Genomic DNA, 14,778 nt, shown 5'->3' on the forward strand with positions numbered 1-14,778 from the left:
GCCTTTTTTGCACCGGCCTGGTAGAGTGTAAGAAGGAATGGATAAGGCCGCTACACCCTGGCTGCGCTACCTGGAGGAGCTCCGCCCCCACCTCCAAGGCCGGGACCACCGGGGGAGGAAGGGCTCCCTGCGCTGGCTCGAGGCCCTCATGGCCGAGCGCGGGGGGCGGGCGGGCACGGTGCGCAACATCCTCTACAAGGACCTGGGAAGCCCCGAGGAGAAGGAGCGCCTCTACCGCATCCTGGCCGACCTCTACCGGGAGGCGGGCCTGAAGCCCCCGCCGCCCCCGGCGGAGCTCTTCCTGAAGAGCGCCCGTAAGGTCCTGGGGCGGGACAAGCGCCGCATCTTCCGCCACTTCCTCCGGGAGCTGGAGGCAGGCCGGAGGCCCCAGGTGGTGGTGGTGGGCGGGGCGGCCACGGGCAAGGGGGTCCTCCTCTCCGCCTTGCGCCAGGCCCTCGCCGCCTTCCCGGGAAAGGCCCCCTTCGTCCTCAACCTGGGCGGGGAGCTCGCCCAGGCCCTCATCCCCCTGGCGGAGGAGCTTGGGGTGGAGGCGGAAACCCTCCTCTCCCAGCTTTCCCCCACCCAGCCCTACATCCTCCAAGGCGCCCTCCAACAGGAGTTCCTCGCCGCCTTGGCCCAGGCCCTGAACCGGGCAGGCCGCCCCCTCCTCCTCCGGGCCGAGGCCCAAGGGACCCTGGAGGGCCTCCCCTTGCGGGGGCCGGACGGGGGGCAACGGGGCCTTTCCGCCTGGCTTGAGCCCTTCCTGCGGAGCCTGGAAATCCCCTACCTCGCCGCCCTCACCGAGCCGCCCCCCACCCTCCCCTACCAGCCCCTCTCCCCCCCGAGCCGGGAGGAGGCCCGACGCTTCGTCAGGGAAAGGCTCCCCCACCTGCCCCCGGAGCGCCTCGAGGCCTTGGTGAACCAGGCGGGGCGGAACTTCGGGGAGCTCTCCCGCCTCGTCCTCCTGGAGGCGGCCAAGCACGACCCCGAGACCCCCCTCCAGGACGACCCGGCCCTAAGGCCCCTCCTCGAGGCCCTGGCCGCCTTCAGCCCCGAGGCGGACCCCGCCTTCCCCGCGGCCCTCCTGGAAAGGGCCTTGAACCGCCCCTTAGAACGCCTCTCCCAAGCGGAGAAGGCCCTTTTGGAGTGGGTGGGGGGACGGGCTCGTCCGCCCCTCCCTGCGAAGCCTCCTCCCCCATGAGGCCCCGCGGGAGCTCCACCGCCTCGCCCTGGAGTTCTTCCCTCCGGAGAACCTCTTCCGCCGCCTCTACCACGCCCGCAAGGCCGGGGAGCGGCGGATCCTCTTGGACCTCCTCACCGAGGACCCCGCCCGCCTCGCCCTCCTGCCGGGCCTCTGGCAGGAAGCCCGGTCCTGGCCTAAGGAGGACCGGGAGGCGTTGGCCGCCGCCTTGGTGCGCTACCGGGCCGTCTTGGGCCAGTACGCCCACCCCGAGGTGGAGGAGGCCCTCGCCCTTTTGGCCCAGGCCGAGGACCCAAGGCTTCGGGCCTCGGCCCGCATCAAGGCCGCCGAGGCCAAGGCCGACGCCGGCCTCTACAAGGAGGCGGAGGCCCTTTTGCCCCCGGAGGAGGAGTTCCCCCTCCTGGACGAAACGGCCCGGGCGGAGGGGCTTTTGGTGCGGGCCGCGGTGGAGCGGTGGAAGGGGGACTACGAGAAGGCGGCCCGCTACGCCGAGCGGGCGGCCGAGCTCCCCGTGGCCCCCTTCCTCAAGGACCGGGTCCAGCTCTGGCGGGGGCTCGTGGCCAAGGACCTGGGGCGGTACGAGGAGGCCCTCACCGCCCTCGCCCAGGTGGGGCACGACCCCCTCCTCCTGGGCCGGGCCCGCTACCAGATGGGCGACCTCCTCATGCGCCTGGGAAACCCGGAGGCCAAGGCCCGGATGGAGGAGGGGCTCAAGGCCCTGGAGGAGGCCGGGGCCCCCCAGGACGAGGTGGCCCGGGTCCGGGCCCGGTACGCCACCCTCCTAAGGCGCCTCGGCCTCTACCCCGAGGCCGAGGCCGCCATAAGGAGGGCCCTAGAGGAGGCCCTGGACCCCTTCACCCGCGCCCGCGTGGAGAGCGAGGCGGGCATCCTGCAGGCGGCCCAAGGCCGGCCCCTGGAGGCCCTGGCCTTCCTCTCCCGGGCGGAGGTCTACTTCCGCACCACGGGGGAGAGGCCTAAGGAGGCCCGTTACCGCCACCTCCGCACCCTCTTCCGCCTGGCGGCGGCCTACCTCCTCCTGGAAACCGGCACCCCTTACCGCCCGCCCCTCCTCGGGGGCCTTAAGGCCCCCGAGGCCGAACGGCTCCTCTGGGACCTCCTCGCCAAGATCCCCGAGGAGGCCACCGACCGGTACACCGCCTTGCGCCTGGACGCGGAAAGCCTCCTCGCCCTCCTTCTCCCCCCCAAGGAGGCCCGGGAAAGGCTCCGCCCCTTCCTCGGCCTCGCCAACCCCTACCTCCGGGCCCAGGCCCGCCTGGGCTACGCCGAGGCCCTCCTCAGGGAGGGGGCTTACGGGGAGGCCCTGGCCCAGACGGTGGCCCTGCCCCCCCTCTTGGACCCTGGGCTCAACGCCCAGGCCAAGGCCACGGAGGTCCTCGCCCTCCTCGCCCTGGGGGAGGAGGAGGCCGCCTGGCAGAAGCTCGTGGAGGCGAAGCAGAGCGGCCTCCCCGAGCCCTTCCGCCTCCAGCTGGGAAGGGCCATGGGCCGGGCCCACCCGGGCCTCGCCGCCCGCCTGCCCCCCACCCCCCTCGCCCCCCCCGAGGCCCTGGGCCTCCACCTGGCCAATCCCGACTAAATCACTAGACTTTCTGGGCGCCAGGGGCTATACTGCTTGTTGCGAACGGGTCGCGATAAGACCCGTCTGAGGAGGATGGAGCATGAGCCAGCTGGAGATCCGCGACCTCTGGGCTTCCATTGACGGGGAGACGATCCTCAAGGGCGTGAACCTGGTGGTCCCCAAGGGGGAGGTCCACGCCCTTATGGGCCCCAACGGGGCCGGGAAGAGCACCCTGGGCAAGATCCTGGCCGGGGACCCCGAGTACACGGTGGAGAAGGGGGAGATCCTCCTGGACGGGGAGAACATCCTGGAGCTCTCCCCGGACGAAAGGGCGCGGAAGGGGCTCTTCCTCGCCTTCCAGTACCCGGTGGAGGTGCCCGGGGTGACCATCGCCAACTTCCTCCGCCTCGCCCTCCAGGCCAAGCTCGGCCGGGAGGTGGGGGTGGCGGAGTTCTGGGCCAAGGTGAAGAAGGCCTTGGAGCTTCTGGACTGGGACGAGAGCTACCTCTCCCGCTACCTCAACGAGGGCTTCTCCGGCGGGGAGAAGAAGCGGAACGAGATCCTGCAGCTATTGGTCCTCGAGCCCACCTACGCCGTCCTGGACGAGACCGACTCGGGCCTGGACATTGACGCCCTCAAGGTGGTGGCCCGGGGCGTGAACGCCATGCGGGGGCCGAACTTCGGCGCGTTGGTGATCACCCACTACCAGCGGATCCTGAACTACATCCAGCCCGATAGGGTCCACGTGATGATGGACGGCCGGGTGGTGGCCACGGGCGGTCCCGAGCTTGCCCTGGAGCTCGAGGCCAAGGGGTACGAGTGGCTTAAGGAGAAGGTGAAGGAGGGCGCATGAGCGAGCTGGAGATCCGCCAGATCGGCGAGGAGTATCGCTGGCACTTCATTGACGAGATCCGGCCCGTCTTCAAGGCGGAGAAGGGGCTCACCCGCAGGGTGATTGAGGCCATCAGCTACCACAAGGACGAGCCCGAGTGGATGCTGAAGTTCCGCCTGCGGGCCTTTGAGATCTTCCAGAAGAAGCCCATGCCCACTTGGGGCCCCGACCTCTCCGGGCTCAACCTGGACGACCTCGTCTACTACGTGAAGCCCGCCGAGGTCCGGGACGCCAAGAGCTGGGACGAGGTCCCCGAGGAGATCCGCCGGACCTACGAGCGCCTGGGCATCCCCGAGGCGGAGCGCAAGGTCTTGGCCGGAGTGGGGGCCCAGTACGACTCGGAGATGGTCTACCACCGGGTCAGGGAGGAGCTTGAGCGCCAGGGGGTCATCTTCGTGGCCATTGAGGAGGGGATGAAGAAGTACGAGGACCTCTTCAAGGAGTACTTCGCCAAGGTGGTGCCCCCTGAGGACAACAAGTTCGCCGCCCTGAACTCGGCCGCCTGGTCCGGGGGCTCCTTCGTCTACGTGCCCCCCGGGGTCAAGGTGGAGCTCCCCCTGCAGGCCTACTTCCGGGTGAACACCCCCGAGTTCGGCCAGTTTGAGCGCACCCTGATCATCGTGGACGAGGGGGCCGAGGTGCACTACATTGAGGGCTGCACCGCCCCCATGTACTCCACGGAAAGCCTCCACACGGGGGTGATTGAGATCGTGGTGAAGCGGGGGGCGCGGAGCCGCTACACCACCATCCAGAACTGGTCCACCAACATGTACAACCTGGTGACCCAGCGGGCCCTGGTCTACGGGGAGGCCTTCCACGAATGGGTGGACGGCAATCTGGGCTCCAAGGTCACCATGAAGTACCCCTCCAGCTACCTCCTGGAGCCGGGGGCTAGGAGCGAGATCCTCTCCATCGCCTTCGCCAAGACGGGCCAGCACCAGGACACGGGCGGCAAGCTCATCCTGGCCGCCCCCCACACCTCGGGGACCATCGTCTCCAAGAGCATCTCCAAGGGGGAGGGGCGGGCGAGCTACCGCGGCCTGGTGAAGGTGATGGAAGGGGCCCGGCACGGCAAGGTCAACGTGGAGTGCGACGCCCTCCTCATTGACCCCGAAAGCCGCACCGACACCTACCCCTACATTGAGATTGAGGAGGAAACCGCCCACGTGGGCCACGAGGCCACGGTCTCCAAGATCAACGACGAGCAGATCTTCTACCTCCAGTCCCGTGGCCTCAAGGAGGACGAGGCCGCGGCCCTCATCGTGCGCGGCTTCATTGAGCCCATCGCCAAGGAGCTCCCCCTGGAGTACGCCGTGGAGCTCAACAAGCTCATTGAGCTGGAGATGGAGGGCTCCGTCGGCTAAAGGCCGAGCCTTGGGGGAGGCCCAGGGCCTCCCCCTTTTTTCGGGAGGAAGCATGCAGGTACTGGACAAGACGCAGGTGGAAACCCTCTCCAAGGCCCTGGGCGAGCCCGCCTGGCTCTTGGAGAAAAGGCTTAAGGCCCTCGAGGCCTTTGCCCGGCTCCCTTACCCCAGCAAAAGGGACGAGAACTGGCGGTACACCGACCTCTCCGAAGCCCCCCTGGGGCTTCCCGTGGAGGCCCCCAAGGGGCTAAGGCTTTCCCGGGACGACCTCCCCGAGCCCGTGAGGCGCCGCCTGGAGCGGACGGACGTCTCGGGCTTCCTGGTCTTCGTGGGGCCGGACCTCGTCTACGCCGAGGTGCCCGAGGAGCTTTCGCAAAGGGGCTTGGTCTTCACCTCCCTGGCCGAGGCCCTGAAGACCCACCCAGAAAAGGTGGCGGCGGCCCTCTTCCAGGCGGTCTACACCGAGGACAAGTTCGCCGCACAGAACAGCGCCTTCTTCACCCACGGGGCCTTCCTCTACGTCCCCGCGGGGCTAGAGGTGGAGAAGCCCCTCGGGGTCTTCAAGGTGCTCCTGGAAGGGGAAAGGGCCTCGGCGGGGCGGAGCCTCCTCTTCCTGGAGGACAACGCCAAGGCCGCCTACATTGAGGAGTACCTCTCCTCGGACCTGCCCCCCACCCTCCACCTCTCCGCCACGGAGATGGTCCTGAGGCCCGGGGCCCGCCTGCGCCACGCCCACGTCCAGACCTTCGGCGAGGGGGTGTGGCACTTCCACCGGCAAAGGGCCCTTCTGGAGCGGGACGCGGGCCTCAACGACCTCGTGGTGAACCTCGGGGGCGCCTACGCCCGAAGCGAGGTGGCCTCGGAGCTCGTGGGCCCGGGGGCGGAAAGCGAGATGCTCGGCCTCTATTTCGGGCACGGGAGGCAACAGTTTGACCACTACACCCTGCAGCACCACGTGGAGCACCACACCCGAAGCGACCTCCTCTACAAGGGGGCAGTGAAGGACGAGGCCCGGGCGGTCTTCTCCGGCCTCATCCGGCTGGAAAAGGGCGCCCAGAAGACGGACGCCTACCAGGCGAACCGCAACCTCCTCCTCTCCCCCACGGCCCGGGTGGACTCCATCCCCCAGCTGGAGATCGGGGCCAACGACGTGCGCTGCACCCACGGGAGCACCACCGCCCCCGTGGACGAGATGCAGCTCTTCTACCTCCAGTCCCGGGGGCTTCCTCGAGGCCTCGCCCAGGAGCTCCTGGTGAAGGCCCACCTGGCGGACGTCCTCACCCGCATCCCCTTGAAGGCGCTCAGGGCCCACATTGAGGCGGTGATTGAGGAGAAGGTGCGGATCTAGCCATGTGGACCCCCGTGGCCAAGCTCGGCGAGCTCCAAAACGGCCGCCTCGTGGTGAAGCGGCCCGAGCACAAAAAGCCCATCCTCCTCCTTTACACGGGGGAGGAGGTCTTTGCCTTGGAGGACGTCTGCACCCACGACGACGGCCCCCTCCACGAGGGGGAGGTGGAGGACGGGGCCATCGTCTGCCCCCGCCACGGGGCCCGGTTTGACCTGAGGACGGGGCGGCAGACCCTCCCCGCCCCGAGGCCCGTGAAGGTCTTCCCCGCCCGCCTCGAGGGGGACACCGTCCTCCTGGACCTCTAGGCCCTGAGGAAGGCCACGTAGCGCTCCAGGAGGAGGTAGGCCTCCCCCGAGGCCAGGACCTCCCGGGCCAACGCCACCCCCTCCTTCAGGGAGGGGGTTTTTCCCGCGGCGTAGAACCCGGCCCCCGCGGCCAGGGCCACGGCGTCCGCCAGGGGGCCCTTCTCCTCCCCCTTGAGGAGGCGGCGGGCGAGGGCCGCGTTCTCCTCGGGGCCGCCTCCTTTGAGGGCCTCGAGGGGAGCCCTCCTTAGGCCCACCTCCTCGGGGGTGAGGGTATAGGCCCCCTTCCCCACCTCCACCACCCGGTTCTCCCCGAGGACGAGCTCGTCCGCCCCCTCCCCGTGGACCACGAGCCCCCGGGCCCCAAGCCGCTCCAGGGCCTCGGCCATGGGGGCAAGCCACGCGGGGCTAAAGACCCCGAGGACGTAGGCGTCCGCCCCGGCGGGGTTGGTGAGGGGCCCGAGGAGGTTGAAGACGGTGCGCACGCCGAGCTCGGCCCGCACCGGGGCCACGTGGCGCATGGCGGGGTGGAAGACCCGGGCGAAGAGGAAGCCGAAGCCCAGCTCCTCTATGGCCTCTTCCACCCTCTCAGGGGGGGCCTCGAGGTCTACCCCCAGGGCCTCGAGGAGGTCCGCGCTCCCCGCCTTGGAGCTCGCCGCCCGGTTCCCGTGCTTGGCCACGGCCACACCCCCCGCCGCCGCCACCAGGGCGGCCAGGGTGGAGAGGTTGAGAAGCCCTTTCCCATCCCCCCCGGTGCCCACGAGGTCCAAAAGGGGGCGCCGGCGCACCTTGAGGGGCCTCGCCGCCTCCCGCATGGCCCGGGCCATGGCGGCGATCTCGTGGGGCCGCTCTCCCCTCAGGCTCATGGCCACCAAAAGCCCCGCCGCCCGCACCGGGGAGACCTCCCCCGCCATCAGGGCCCGCATGACCTCGTAGGCCTCCCCCTCCTCCAAAACCTCGCCCAGAATGGCCTTCTTCACCGCGTCCATGGGTCCTCCAGGAAGTTCTTGAGGATGAGTTTACCCGCCTCCGTGAGGTAGCTCTCCGGGTGGAACTGCACCCCGTGGGTGGGGTAGTCCCGGTGGCGGAAGCCCATCACCGTCCGCCCCCCCGCCTCCTCCGCCCAGGCGTTCACCACCAGGGCCTCCGGCACCTCCGCCACCACCAAGGAGTGGTAGCGGGTGGCGGGGAAGGGGCTAGCTAGCCCCCGGAAGACCCCGGTGCCGTCGTGGTGGATGGGGCTCACCTTGCCGTGCATGAGGACGGGGGCGGGAACCACCTTCCCCCCGAAGGCCGCCCCGATGGCCTGGTGCCCGAGGCAGACCCCCAGGATGGGGTAGCGCGAAGCGTAGCGCTGGATCAGGGGGATGGAAAGCCCCGCCTCAAAGGGCGTACAGGGCCCCGGGCTCACCAGGATCCGGTCCGGGTCCAAAGCCTCCACCTCCTCCAGCCGGAACTGGTCGTTCCGCCACACGATGGGGCTTGCCCCGAGCTCCCCCAGGTACTGCACCAGGTTGTAGGTGAAGCTGTCGTAGTTGTCCACCACCAAGACCCTCATAACCTTCCTCCCCTTCGCTCCGCCAAGGGCAATGTCCCCCAGGCCTCCTTACCGGGGCCCCCGCCAGCATGGGGTGGGATCATAGCCCCTCCTCCGCCATCTCCACCGCCTTGAGGAGCGCCCGGGCCTTGTTCAGGCATTCCTGGTACTCCCTCTCCGGCACCGAGTCCGCCACAATCCCCGCCCCCGCCTGCACGTGCATCCAGCCCTTGGCCACCACGAAGGTGCGCAGGGTGAGGGCCATGTCCATGGCCCCGTCGTAGGCCAGGTAGCCGAAGCTTCCCCCGTAGGGCCCCCGGCGGTGGGGCTCCAGCTCCTCAATGATCTCCATGGCCCGGATCTTCGGGGCCCCGGAGACCGTGCCCATGGGGAGCACGCTGGCCAAGGCGTCCAAAGGGGTCTTGCCTTCGGCCAAAACCCCTTCCACCGTGGAGACGAGGTGCATCACGTGGGAGTAGTACTCCACGTGCATGGGCTCGAGGACCCGCACCGTGCCGAAGGCGGCCACCCGGCCGATGTCGTTGCGGGAGAGGTCCAGGAGCATCACGTGCTCCGCGACCTCCTTCTCGTCCTTAAGGAGCTCCTCGGCAAGCCCCTTGTCCTCCTCCTCGTCCTTCCCCCTGGGCCTCGTGCCCGCGATGGGCCGGGTGATTACCTTGCGGCCGTCCGAGCGGAGGAGGCTTTCGGGGCTTGCGGAGACCAGGACCACCTCCCCCAGGTCCAGGTAGCCCATGTAGGGGCTCGGGTTCACGCTCCTCAGCGCCCGGTAGAGGGCGAAGGGGTGGACGGTGAGGGGGGAGGAGAGCCGCAAGGAGAGGACCACCTGGAAGATGTCCCCGGCCCGGATGTAGTCCAGGGCCTTTTCCACCGCCTTCAGGTAGTCCTCCCGGGAAAAGTCCTCCTGGAAGCGGGCCCTCCCCCCCGCCCTCTCCCCCGGCACCCCGGGCAGGGGGCCCTTGAGCCTCCTTTCCGCCCAGAGGAGGCGGGATTCCGCCTCCTCGGGGTCCTCCCCCGGGGCCACGAGGTGGAGGAGGTTCTTCAGGTGGTCAAACACGGCCACCACCTCGGGCTCCACGAAGAGGAGGTCGGGGAGGCCCAGGTCGTCGGGCTTGAGGCTTGGAAGCCTTTCGTAGTAGCGGACGAGGTCGTAAGCGGCGTAGCCCACCACCCCGCCGAAGAAAGGGGGGAGGTCGGGGGGGCGCTCCAAGGGGGCGTAGACCCGCTCGTAGAGGGCGCGCAAGGGGTCTTGGGCCTCCACCCGCTCCCCGTTCACCGTGAAGACCCCGTCCTTCAGGCGGAAGGTGCGCCGCGCCCCCACCCCCACGATGGAGAAGCGGCTTTGGCGCCCCCGCTCCACCGACTCCAAGAGGAAGCTCACCGGGGCCTTCTCGGAGAGCTTCAGGTAGGCGGTCACCGGGGTCTCCAGGTCCGCGAGGAAGGTTTTGCGGTAAGGTCGGATCCGCTCCATGCCGTCCCCCAAAAACAAAGCCCCGGGGTGTGCCCCGGGGAAAGGCCTCCCGCCCCGGGGCCTAGCCGGGCCACCAAAGGGCGGAGGGAAGGGCCATGGCCTCAGGATAGCGGGACAAGGGGGCCCTGTCCAGGGGCTAAAGGGGCCGCCCCTCCAGGGCCCGGATCCTCTCCCGGATGGCCTCGGGCAAGGGGGCGGGGCGGCCCCCTTCCAGCCAAACCTGCACCGTCCGGCCCCGGGCCGCCTCCTCTCCCCGGGCTTCCACCCGGTACTCCATGTCAAAGCTGGAGCGGCCGATCCGCACCACCCGCACCCCCACCTCCACGGGGTCCTCGAGGTGGATGGGCCTCAGGAAGTCCACCTCGGCCCGGGCCAGGATGAAGTGGCCCCGCGCCACCCAGTCCTCCTCCAGCCTTCGGAAGTAGGCAGCCCGGGCCACCTCAAAGTAGGTGAGGTAGACGGCGTTGTTCACGTGGCCCAAGGCGTCCAGATCGCGGAAGCGCACCTGCACGGAAACCTTTACGGGAAAGCCCTCCATGCCCCAAGCTTACCCCGCCTTTGGGGCTATCCTGAAGGGTGTACCTCCACCGCCCAAGGCTTCACCGGGCCCTGGAGGAGGCCCTTCCCGAAGGGGTCCTGGTCCACGCACCCCCCGGCTTCGGCAAGACCCTCCTCCTCAAGGGCTTCGCCGAGGCCAAGGGGCTCCCCTACCGCCGGGACTGGAGCCCGGAGCCGGGCTGCTACGACCTGAGGGAGCCCCCGCCCGAGGTCCTCCCGGGCCAGGTGGTGGCCGTCCGAAAAGCCCGGCTTCCCCCACTCCACCGCTTGGGCCCGGAAGATCTGGCCTTCACCCCCGAGGAGGTGGGGGGGCTCGCCCGCCGCTTGGGGAAGAAGGAGCTTGCCGGGCCCGTCCACGCCCTCTTCGGGGGCTGGCCCCACCTCACCCGGAAGGCCCTGGAAAAGGGGGAGGCCGCCTGGACCCCCGAGCTTCGCGCCTTTCTGGAGGACCTCCTTCCCCCCTTGGACCTCCGCCCCTTCCTCCTCCCCCTCCCCGAGGCCGCCTTCCGCCGGGCGGGGTTTGGGGAGGCGGTGGAGGCCCTTTTGGCCCAGGCCCTGGCCCAGGGGGTACCCCTCAGGCTCCTCCCCGCCCTCGTCGCCTACCTCGAGGCCACCCACCCCTTGCCGCCCGAGGAAACGGCCAGGAGGCTCCTCGAGGCCGCCCTCGCCCTCGAGGCCTGGGAAGAGGCCCTGGAGGCCGCCGGGCGCTACGGGGGTGGGCTCCTCCTCTGGACCCTGGAGCGGGCGGGAAGGCCCCTCCTGGAAAGGGGCAAGGTGGAGGCCTTCTTCCGCCACGCCGAGCGGGTGGCGCACCCCTCCCCCCGCCTCCGCCTCCTCCTCGCCCTGGGGCACCGGATGCGGGGAGAGCTGGACCGGGGCCTGGCCGTCCTGGAAGGGTTCCCGGAGGAAGACCCCGCCTTGCTTGCCGAGGCCCTCCTCGCCAAAGGCACCCTCCTCGGGTTGAAAGGGGTGCACCGGGAAGCCGAACGGGTCTTCTCCCAGGGGGTGGCCCTGGGGGAGACCCCCTTGCGGGCCCGCTTCCTCACCAGCCGGGGGGCGGCCCGCATCCGCCTCTCCCGCTACCGGGAGGCGGCGGAGGACCTGGAGGAGGCCCTGGCCCTCTCCCGGAGCGCAAGGCAGCGGGAGGTGGAGGCCCTGGCCCTCCACAACCTGGCCGTGGCCCGGCACCACATGGGGAAGCTTTCCGAGGCGGTGGGCCTCTACCGGGAGGTTCTCCCCTTCAAGACCACCCCCCTCTCCCGGGCCTACACCCTGCTCTCCCTGGGGGAAGCCCTGCGGTACCTGGGGCGGTTTTTGGAGGCCAAAGGGACCCTCCTCGAGGCCCAGAAGGAAGCTCAGGCCTCCGGGGACTACCGCGCCTTGGGCTATACCCTCTTATAAGAAATCCTCCTGATCCTGTTCCCCAGCCCTCCCAGGCCACCCGTAGAAGAGGACACGGCCAGCGCAACGTTCTCGTGATAAGGGAAAAGCCTACGGGGAGTTCTTATGAGCACCCCCACCCCTTAGGGACTATCCAGCGCGGCTACACCCCTGGGGCAGGAAGCTGGGTTCGCGAACGCGTCCCTTTGAAGCCTTCCACCGGCTTCTGACCGGCGGGTCAGGTATAGTGGGGGCATGGAGACCACCTGGGACCTCACCCCCCTCTTCCCCGGCCTGGAAAGCCCCGAGTTCCAGAGGGCCTGGGAAGGCCTGAAGGGAAGGATCGGCGAGCTCAAGGGGCTTCTTGAGCGGGAAGCCCCCCTCGCCGAGGTCCTCGCCGCCCTGGACGCCTTCCTGGAGGAGGCCACCCCCCTTCGGGCCTACCTCTACGCCCGCTACAGCGCCGACACCCGGGACGAGGCTGCCCTTGCCAAGCTCTCCGAGCTGGAGGTCCTCTTCCTGGACTTCCAGCGTTTAAGGCCCCGCCTCACCCGCTACCTGGCCCTGAAGGACCCGGAGGAAGCCGGGCCCTACCGCCTCCTGGTGGAGGAGGCCAAGGAGGAGGCCCTGCACCTGATGCCCGAGGGGGAGGAGGTCCTGGCGGCGGAGCTTTCCCTCTCGGGGAGAGCGGCCTGGGACAAGCTCCACGAGAGCCTCACGAGCCAGATCACCGCGGTGGTGGACGGGGAGGAGATGCCCATCACCAAGGTGCGGAACCTCTACTTCCACCCCGAGGAGGAGGTGCGGAAGAAGGCCTACGAGGCCGAGCTCAAGGCCTGGGAGGCCCACGAGGTGCCCCTGGCCTTCGCCCTAAACGGGGTGAAGGGGGAGGCCAGCGTCCTAAACCGGAAGCGGGGCTATAGGGACGACCTCGAGCCCACCCTCCTCCAAAACCGCATCACGAGGAAGGCCCTCTCCGCCATGCAGGAGGCGGTAGGGGAAAGCCTTCCCCTCTTCCGCCGCTACTTCCTCCTCAAGGCCAGGGCCCTAGGCAAGGAGCGCCTGGACTGGTGGGACCTCTTCGCCCCCCTAGGCCGGGGGAGGCGTTGGAGCCTGGAGGAGGCCCGGGCCTTCATCCCGGCCAAGCTCGCCCTCCTGGTGCCGAAAGCCGCCCAGGTGGCGGAGATGGCCTTCCAGGAGCGCTGGATGGACCTCCTCCCCCGAAAGGGCAAGGTGGGCGGGGCCTACTGCATGGCCCGGGGCGGAGGGAAGAGCCTCATCCTCGCCAACTACGAGGAGAGCTTTGAGTCCGTCTCCACCCTGGCCCACGAGCTCGGCCACGCCTACCACAACTTCGCCCTCAAGGAGGCCCCGGCCTCCCTCCGCCGGGTCCCCATGACCCTGGCGGAGACGGCGAGCATCATGAACGAGACCCTGGTGGTGGAGGCGGCCCTCAAGGAGGCCTCCCCCGAGGAGGGCCTCCTCATCCTGGACACCTACCTCCAGGGGGCGGCCCAGGTGGTGGTGGACATCCATAGCCGCTTCCTCTTTGAGTCCTGGGTCTTCCAAAGGCGCAGGGCGCGGGAGCTTTCCCCAAGGGAGTTCAAGGAGCTCATGCTCAAGGCCCAGGAGGAGGCCTACGGGGAGGCCCTGGCCACCCGCCACCCCTACATGTGGGCGGTGAAAGGGCACTACTACGGGGCCGACTTCTACAACTACCCCTACACCTTCGGCCTCCTCTTCGGGCTTGCCGTCTACCAGGCGGCCAAGGAGGACCCCGGCTTCGCCGAGCGCTACGAGGCCCTCCTCGCCGAGTCCGGCCGCTACCGGGCCAAGGAGCTCGCCCTCCGCTTCGGCTTTGACCTGGAGAGCGTGGACTTCTGGCGCCGGGGGGTTCGGGTCCTCGAGGAGAAGGTGGCCCAGCTTGAGCGCATGACCTCCCCCTGACCGAGGGGGCCTAGGCTTTGGAGGATGCGGGTCCTCGTCCTCTGCACCCACAACTCCGCCCGAAGCCAGATGGCGGAGGCCTGGCTCCGCCACTTCGCCCGGGAGCTTGGGGTGGACCTCGAGGTCCACTCCGCGGGCACGGAGAAGGCCTTCGTGAAGGAGGAGGCCAAGCGAGTGATGGCCGAGGTGGGGCTGGACCTCTCGGGCCACTTCTCCAAGACCCTCCTCGAGGTCCCCGACCCCTGGGACTTCGGCCTCGTCCTCACCGTGTGCGACCAGGCCAAGGAGGCCTGCCCCGCCTACCCCGCAAGGACCCAAAAGCGCCACGTCTCCTTCCCCGACCCCACGGGGAAACCCCTGGAGGAGTGGCGAAGGGTGCGGGACGCCCTCGGGCGGATGGCCCGCTTCCTGGTGGAAGCCCTCAAGGAGGGAAGGCTCCCCAGCGACGAGGAGCTGAGGCAAGCGGCCGGGCTTTAGGGCTTGTCCCCCACGTGGATGGCCGCCACCCCGAAGGTGAGGAGCTCGTAGCGCACGGAAAACCCCGCCGCCGCCATCATGGCCTTCAGGGCCTCAGGAGGGGGGAAGGCCTCCACGCTTTCCGGCAGGTAGCGGTAGGCCCCGAAGTTCCCCGAAAGAAGCCCCCCGAGGAACGGGAGGACCCGCCCGAAGTAGACCCGGTAGACGAGGCCAAAGGCCCCCCGGGGGGGCGGGGGGAACTCCAGGAGGACGAGCCTCCCCCCGGGGGCCAGGACCCGATAAAGCTCCCTTAGGGCCTTTCCGTAGTCGGCGAAGTTGCGGAAGCCGAAGGCGATGGTCACCGCGTCAAAGGCCCCGTCGGGGAAGGGGAGGGCGAGGGCGTCCGCCTCGAGGAAGCGAACCCCCACCCCCCTCGCCTCCGCCTTCCTCCGGGCGATCTCCAGCATGGGCGGGGCGAAGTCCGCCCCCACCACCTCCGCCTCGGGGGCCCTTTCCTTGAGGAGGAGGGCCAGGTCCCCCGTCCCCGTGGCCAGGTCCAGGATGCGCCTTGGAGCCTTCTCCAGGGCGAGGTCCGCCGCCCGCCTGCGCCAGCGGAGGTCCGCCCCGAAGGAGAGGAGGCGGTTTAGGAGGTCGTAGCGGGGGGCAATCTCCGAGAACATGCGGCGCACCTTGTCCGCCTTTTCCTCTGGGGAAGCCGCCACGAGGGG

At 69.6% G+C, this 14,778-nt stretch carries 12 protein-coding genes and 1 pseudogene; 8 read left to right on the top strand and 5 right to left on the bottom strand.

The annotated features are described in order from the left end of the window. Positions 1 to 37 precede the first annotated feature (37 nt). The 5 genes and pseudogenes from TthTMY_RS11020 to TthTMY_RS11040 all read left to right on the top strand — a co-directional run bounded on the left by TthTMY_RS11020 (position 38) and on the right by TthTMY_RS11040 (position 6,686). Positions 38 to 2,795 (top strand): annotated as a pseudogene (locus tag TthTMY_RS11020) (hypothetical protein). An 82-nt stretch (positions 2,796 to 2,877) separates the two neighbouring features. Beyond that, complete coding sequence (sufC, locus tag TthTMY_RS11025; protein ID WP_096411282.1) at positions 2,878 to 3,630, top strand: Fe-S cluster assembly ATPase SufC; 753 nt, start codon at positions 2,878 to 2,880, stop codon at positions 3,628 to 3,630. Beyond that, a complete protein-coding gene (gene sufB, locus TthTMY_RS11030) occupies positions 3,627 to 5,033 on the top strand; it encodes a Fe-S cluster assembly protein SufB (protein ID WP_096411283.1) in 1,407 nt (468 codons plus the stop codon). Before sufC ends, sufB begins: the two co-directional genes overlap by 4 nt. A gap of 52 nt (positions 5,034 to 5,085) precedes the next feature. Next, the gene (sufD, locus tag TthTMY_RS11035) at positions 5,086 to 6,381 is read left to right on the top strand and encodes a Fe-S cluster assembly protein SufD (RefSeq protein ID WP_096413050.1); all 1,296 of its coding nucleotides are present in this window, start codon (positions 5,086 to 5,088) and stop codon (positions 6,379 to 6,381) included. Between the two features lie 2 nt (positions 6,382 to 6,383). Then, complete coding sequence (locus TthTMY_RS11040; RefSeq protein ID WP_096411284.1) at positions 6,384 to 6,686, top strand: Rieske (2Fe-2S) protein; 303 nt, start codon at positions 6,384 to 6,386, stop codon at positions 6,684 to 6,686. Here TthTMY_RS11040 and trpD read toward each other — a convergent pair. The 4 genes from trpD to TthTMY_RS11060 form a co-directional block, all read right to left on the bottom strand. Further along, positions 6,683 to 7,672 (bottom strand): anthranilate phosphoribosyltransferase, encoded by a 990-nt coding sequence (gene trpD / locus TthTMY_RS11045; protein WP_096411285.1) that lies wholly within the window; start codon positions 7,670 to 7,672, stop codon positions 6,683 to 6,685. The genes TthTMY_RS11040 and trpD overlap by 4 nt on opposite strands. After that, positions 7,660 to 8,241, bottom strand: coding sequence for an anthranilate synthase component II (locus tag TthTMY_RS11050; RefSeq protein ID WP_223903281.1), 582 nt, complete (start codon positions 8,239 to 8,241; stop codon positions 7,660 to 7,662). The genes trpD and TthTMY_RS11050 overlap by 13 nt, the downstream gene beginning before the upstream one ends. Before the next feature lie 79 nt (positions 8,242 to 8,320). Continuing rightward, on the bottom strand, positions 8,321 to 9,709 hold the full coding sequence (gene trpE / locus TthTMY_RS11055) for an anthranilate synthase component I (protein WP_223903282.1): 1,389 nt from the start codon (positions 9,707 to 9,709) through the stop codon (positions 8,321 to 8,323). Positions 9,710 to 9,845: 136 nt separating this feature from the next. Continuing rightward, positions 9,846 to 10,247 carry an acyl-CoA thioesterase gene (locus tag TthTMY_RS11060; protein ID WP_096411286.1) on the bottom strand — a complete coding sequence of 134 codons (402 nt, stop codon included), beginning with the start codon at positions 10,245 to 10,247 and terminating at the stop codon, positions 9,846 to 9,848. Between the two features lie 38 nt (positions 10,248 to 10,285). Here TthTMY_RS11060 and TthTMY_RS11065 point away from each other — a divergent pair, with 38 nt between their 5' ends. The 3 genes from TthTMY_RS11065 (at position 10,286) to TthTMY_RS11075 (ending at position 14,071) form a co-directional block, all read left to right on the top strand. Further along, the gene (locus TthTMY_RS11065; RefSeq protein WP_223903283.1) at positions 10,286 to 11,668 is read left to right on the top strand and encodes a tetratricopeptide repeat protein; all 1,383 of its coding nucleotides are present in this window, start codon (positions 10,286 to 10,288) and stop codon (positions 11,666 to 11,668) included. A 234-nt stretch (positions 11,669 to 11,902) separates the two neighbouring features. Next, complete coding sequence (locus tag TthTMY_RS11070) at positions 11,903 to 13,594, top strand: M3 family oligoendopeptidase (protein ID WP_096411287.1); 1,692 nt, start codon at positions 11,903 to 11,905, stop codon at positions 13,592 to 13,594. Positions 13,595 to 13,618: 24 nt separating this feature from the next. Further along, positions 13,619 to 14,071 carry an arsenate reductase ArsC gene (locus tag TthTMY_RS11075; RefSeq protein WP_096411288.1) on the top strand — a complete coding sequence of 151 codons (453 nt, stop codon included), beginning with the start codon at positions 13,619 to 13,621 and terminating at the stop codon, positions 14,069 to 14,071. Here TthTMY_RS11075 and ubiE read toward each other — a convergent pair. Continuing rightward, positions 14,068 to 14,730 (bottom strand): bifunctional demethylmenaquinone methyltransferase/2-methoxy-6-polyprenyl-1,4-benzoquinol methylase UbiE, encoded by a 663-nt coding sequence (gene ubiE / locus TthTMY_RS11080; RefSeq protein ID WP_229365160.1) that lies wholly within the window; start codon positions 14,728 to 14,730, stop codon positions 14,068 to 14,070. The genes TthTMY_RS11075 and ubiE overlap by 4 nt on opposite strands. Positions 14,731 to 14,778: the final 48 nt, after the last annotated feature.

The organism is Thermus thermophilus (genome assembly GCF_019974155.1).
Taxonomy (GTDB): Bacteria; Deinococcota; Deinococci; order Deinococcales; family Thermaceae; genus Thermus; species Thermus thermophilus_C.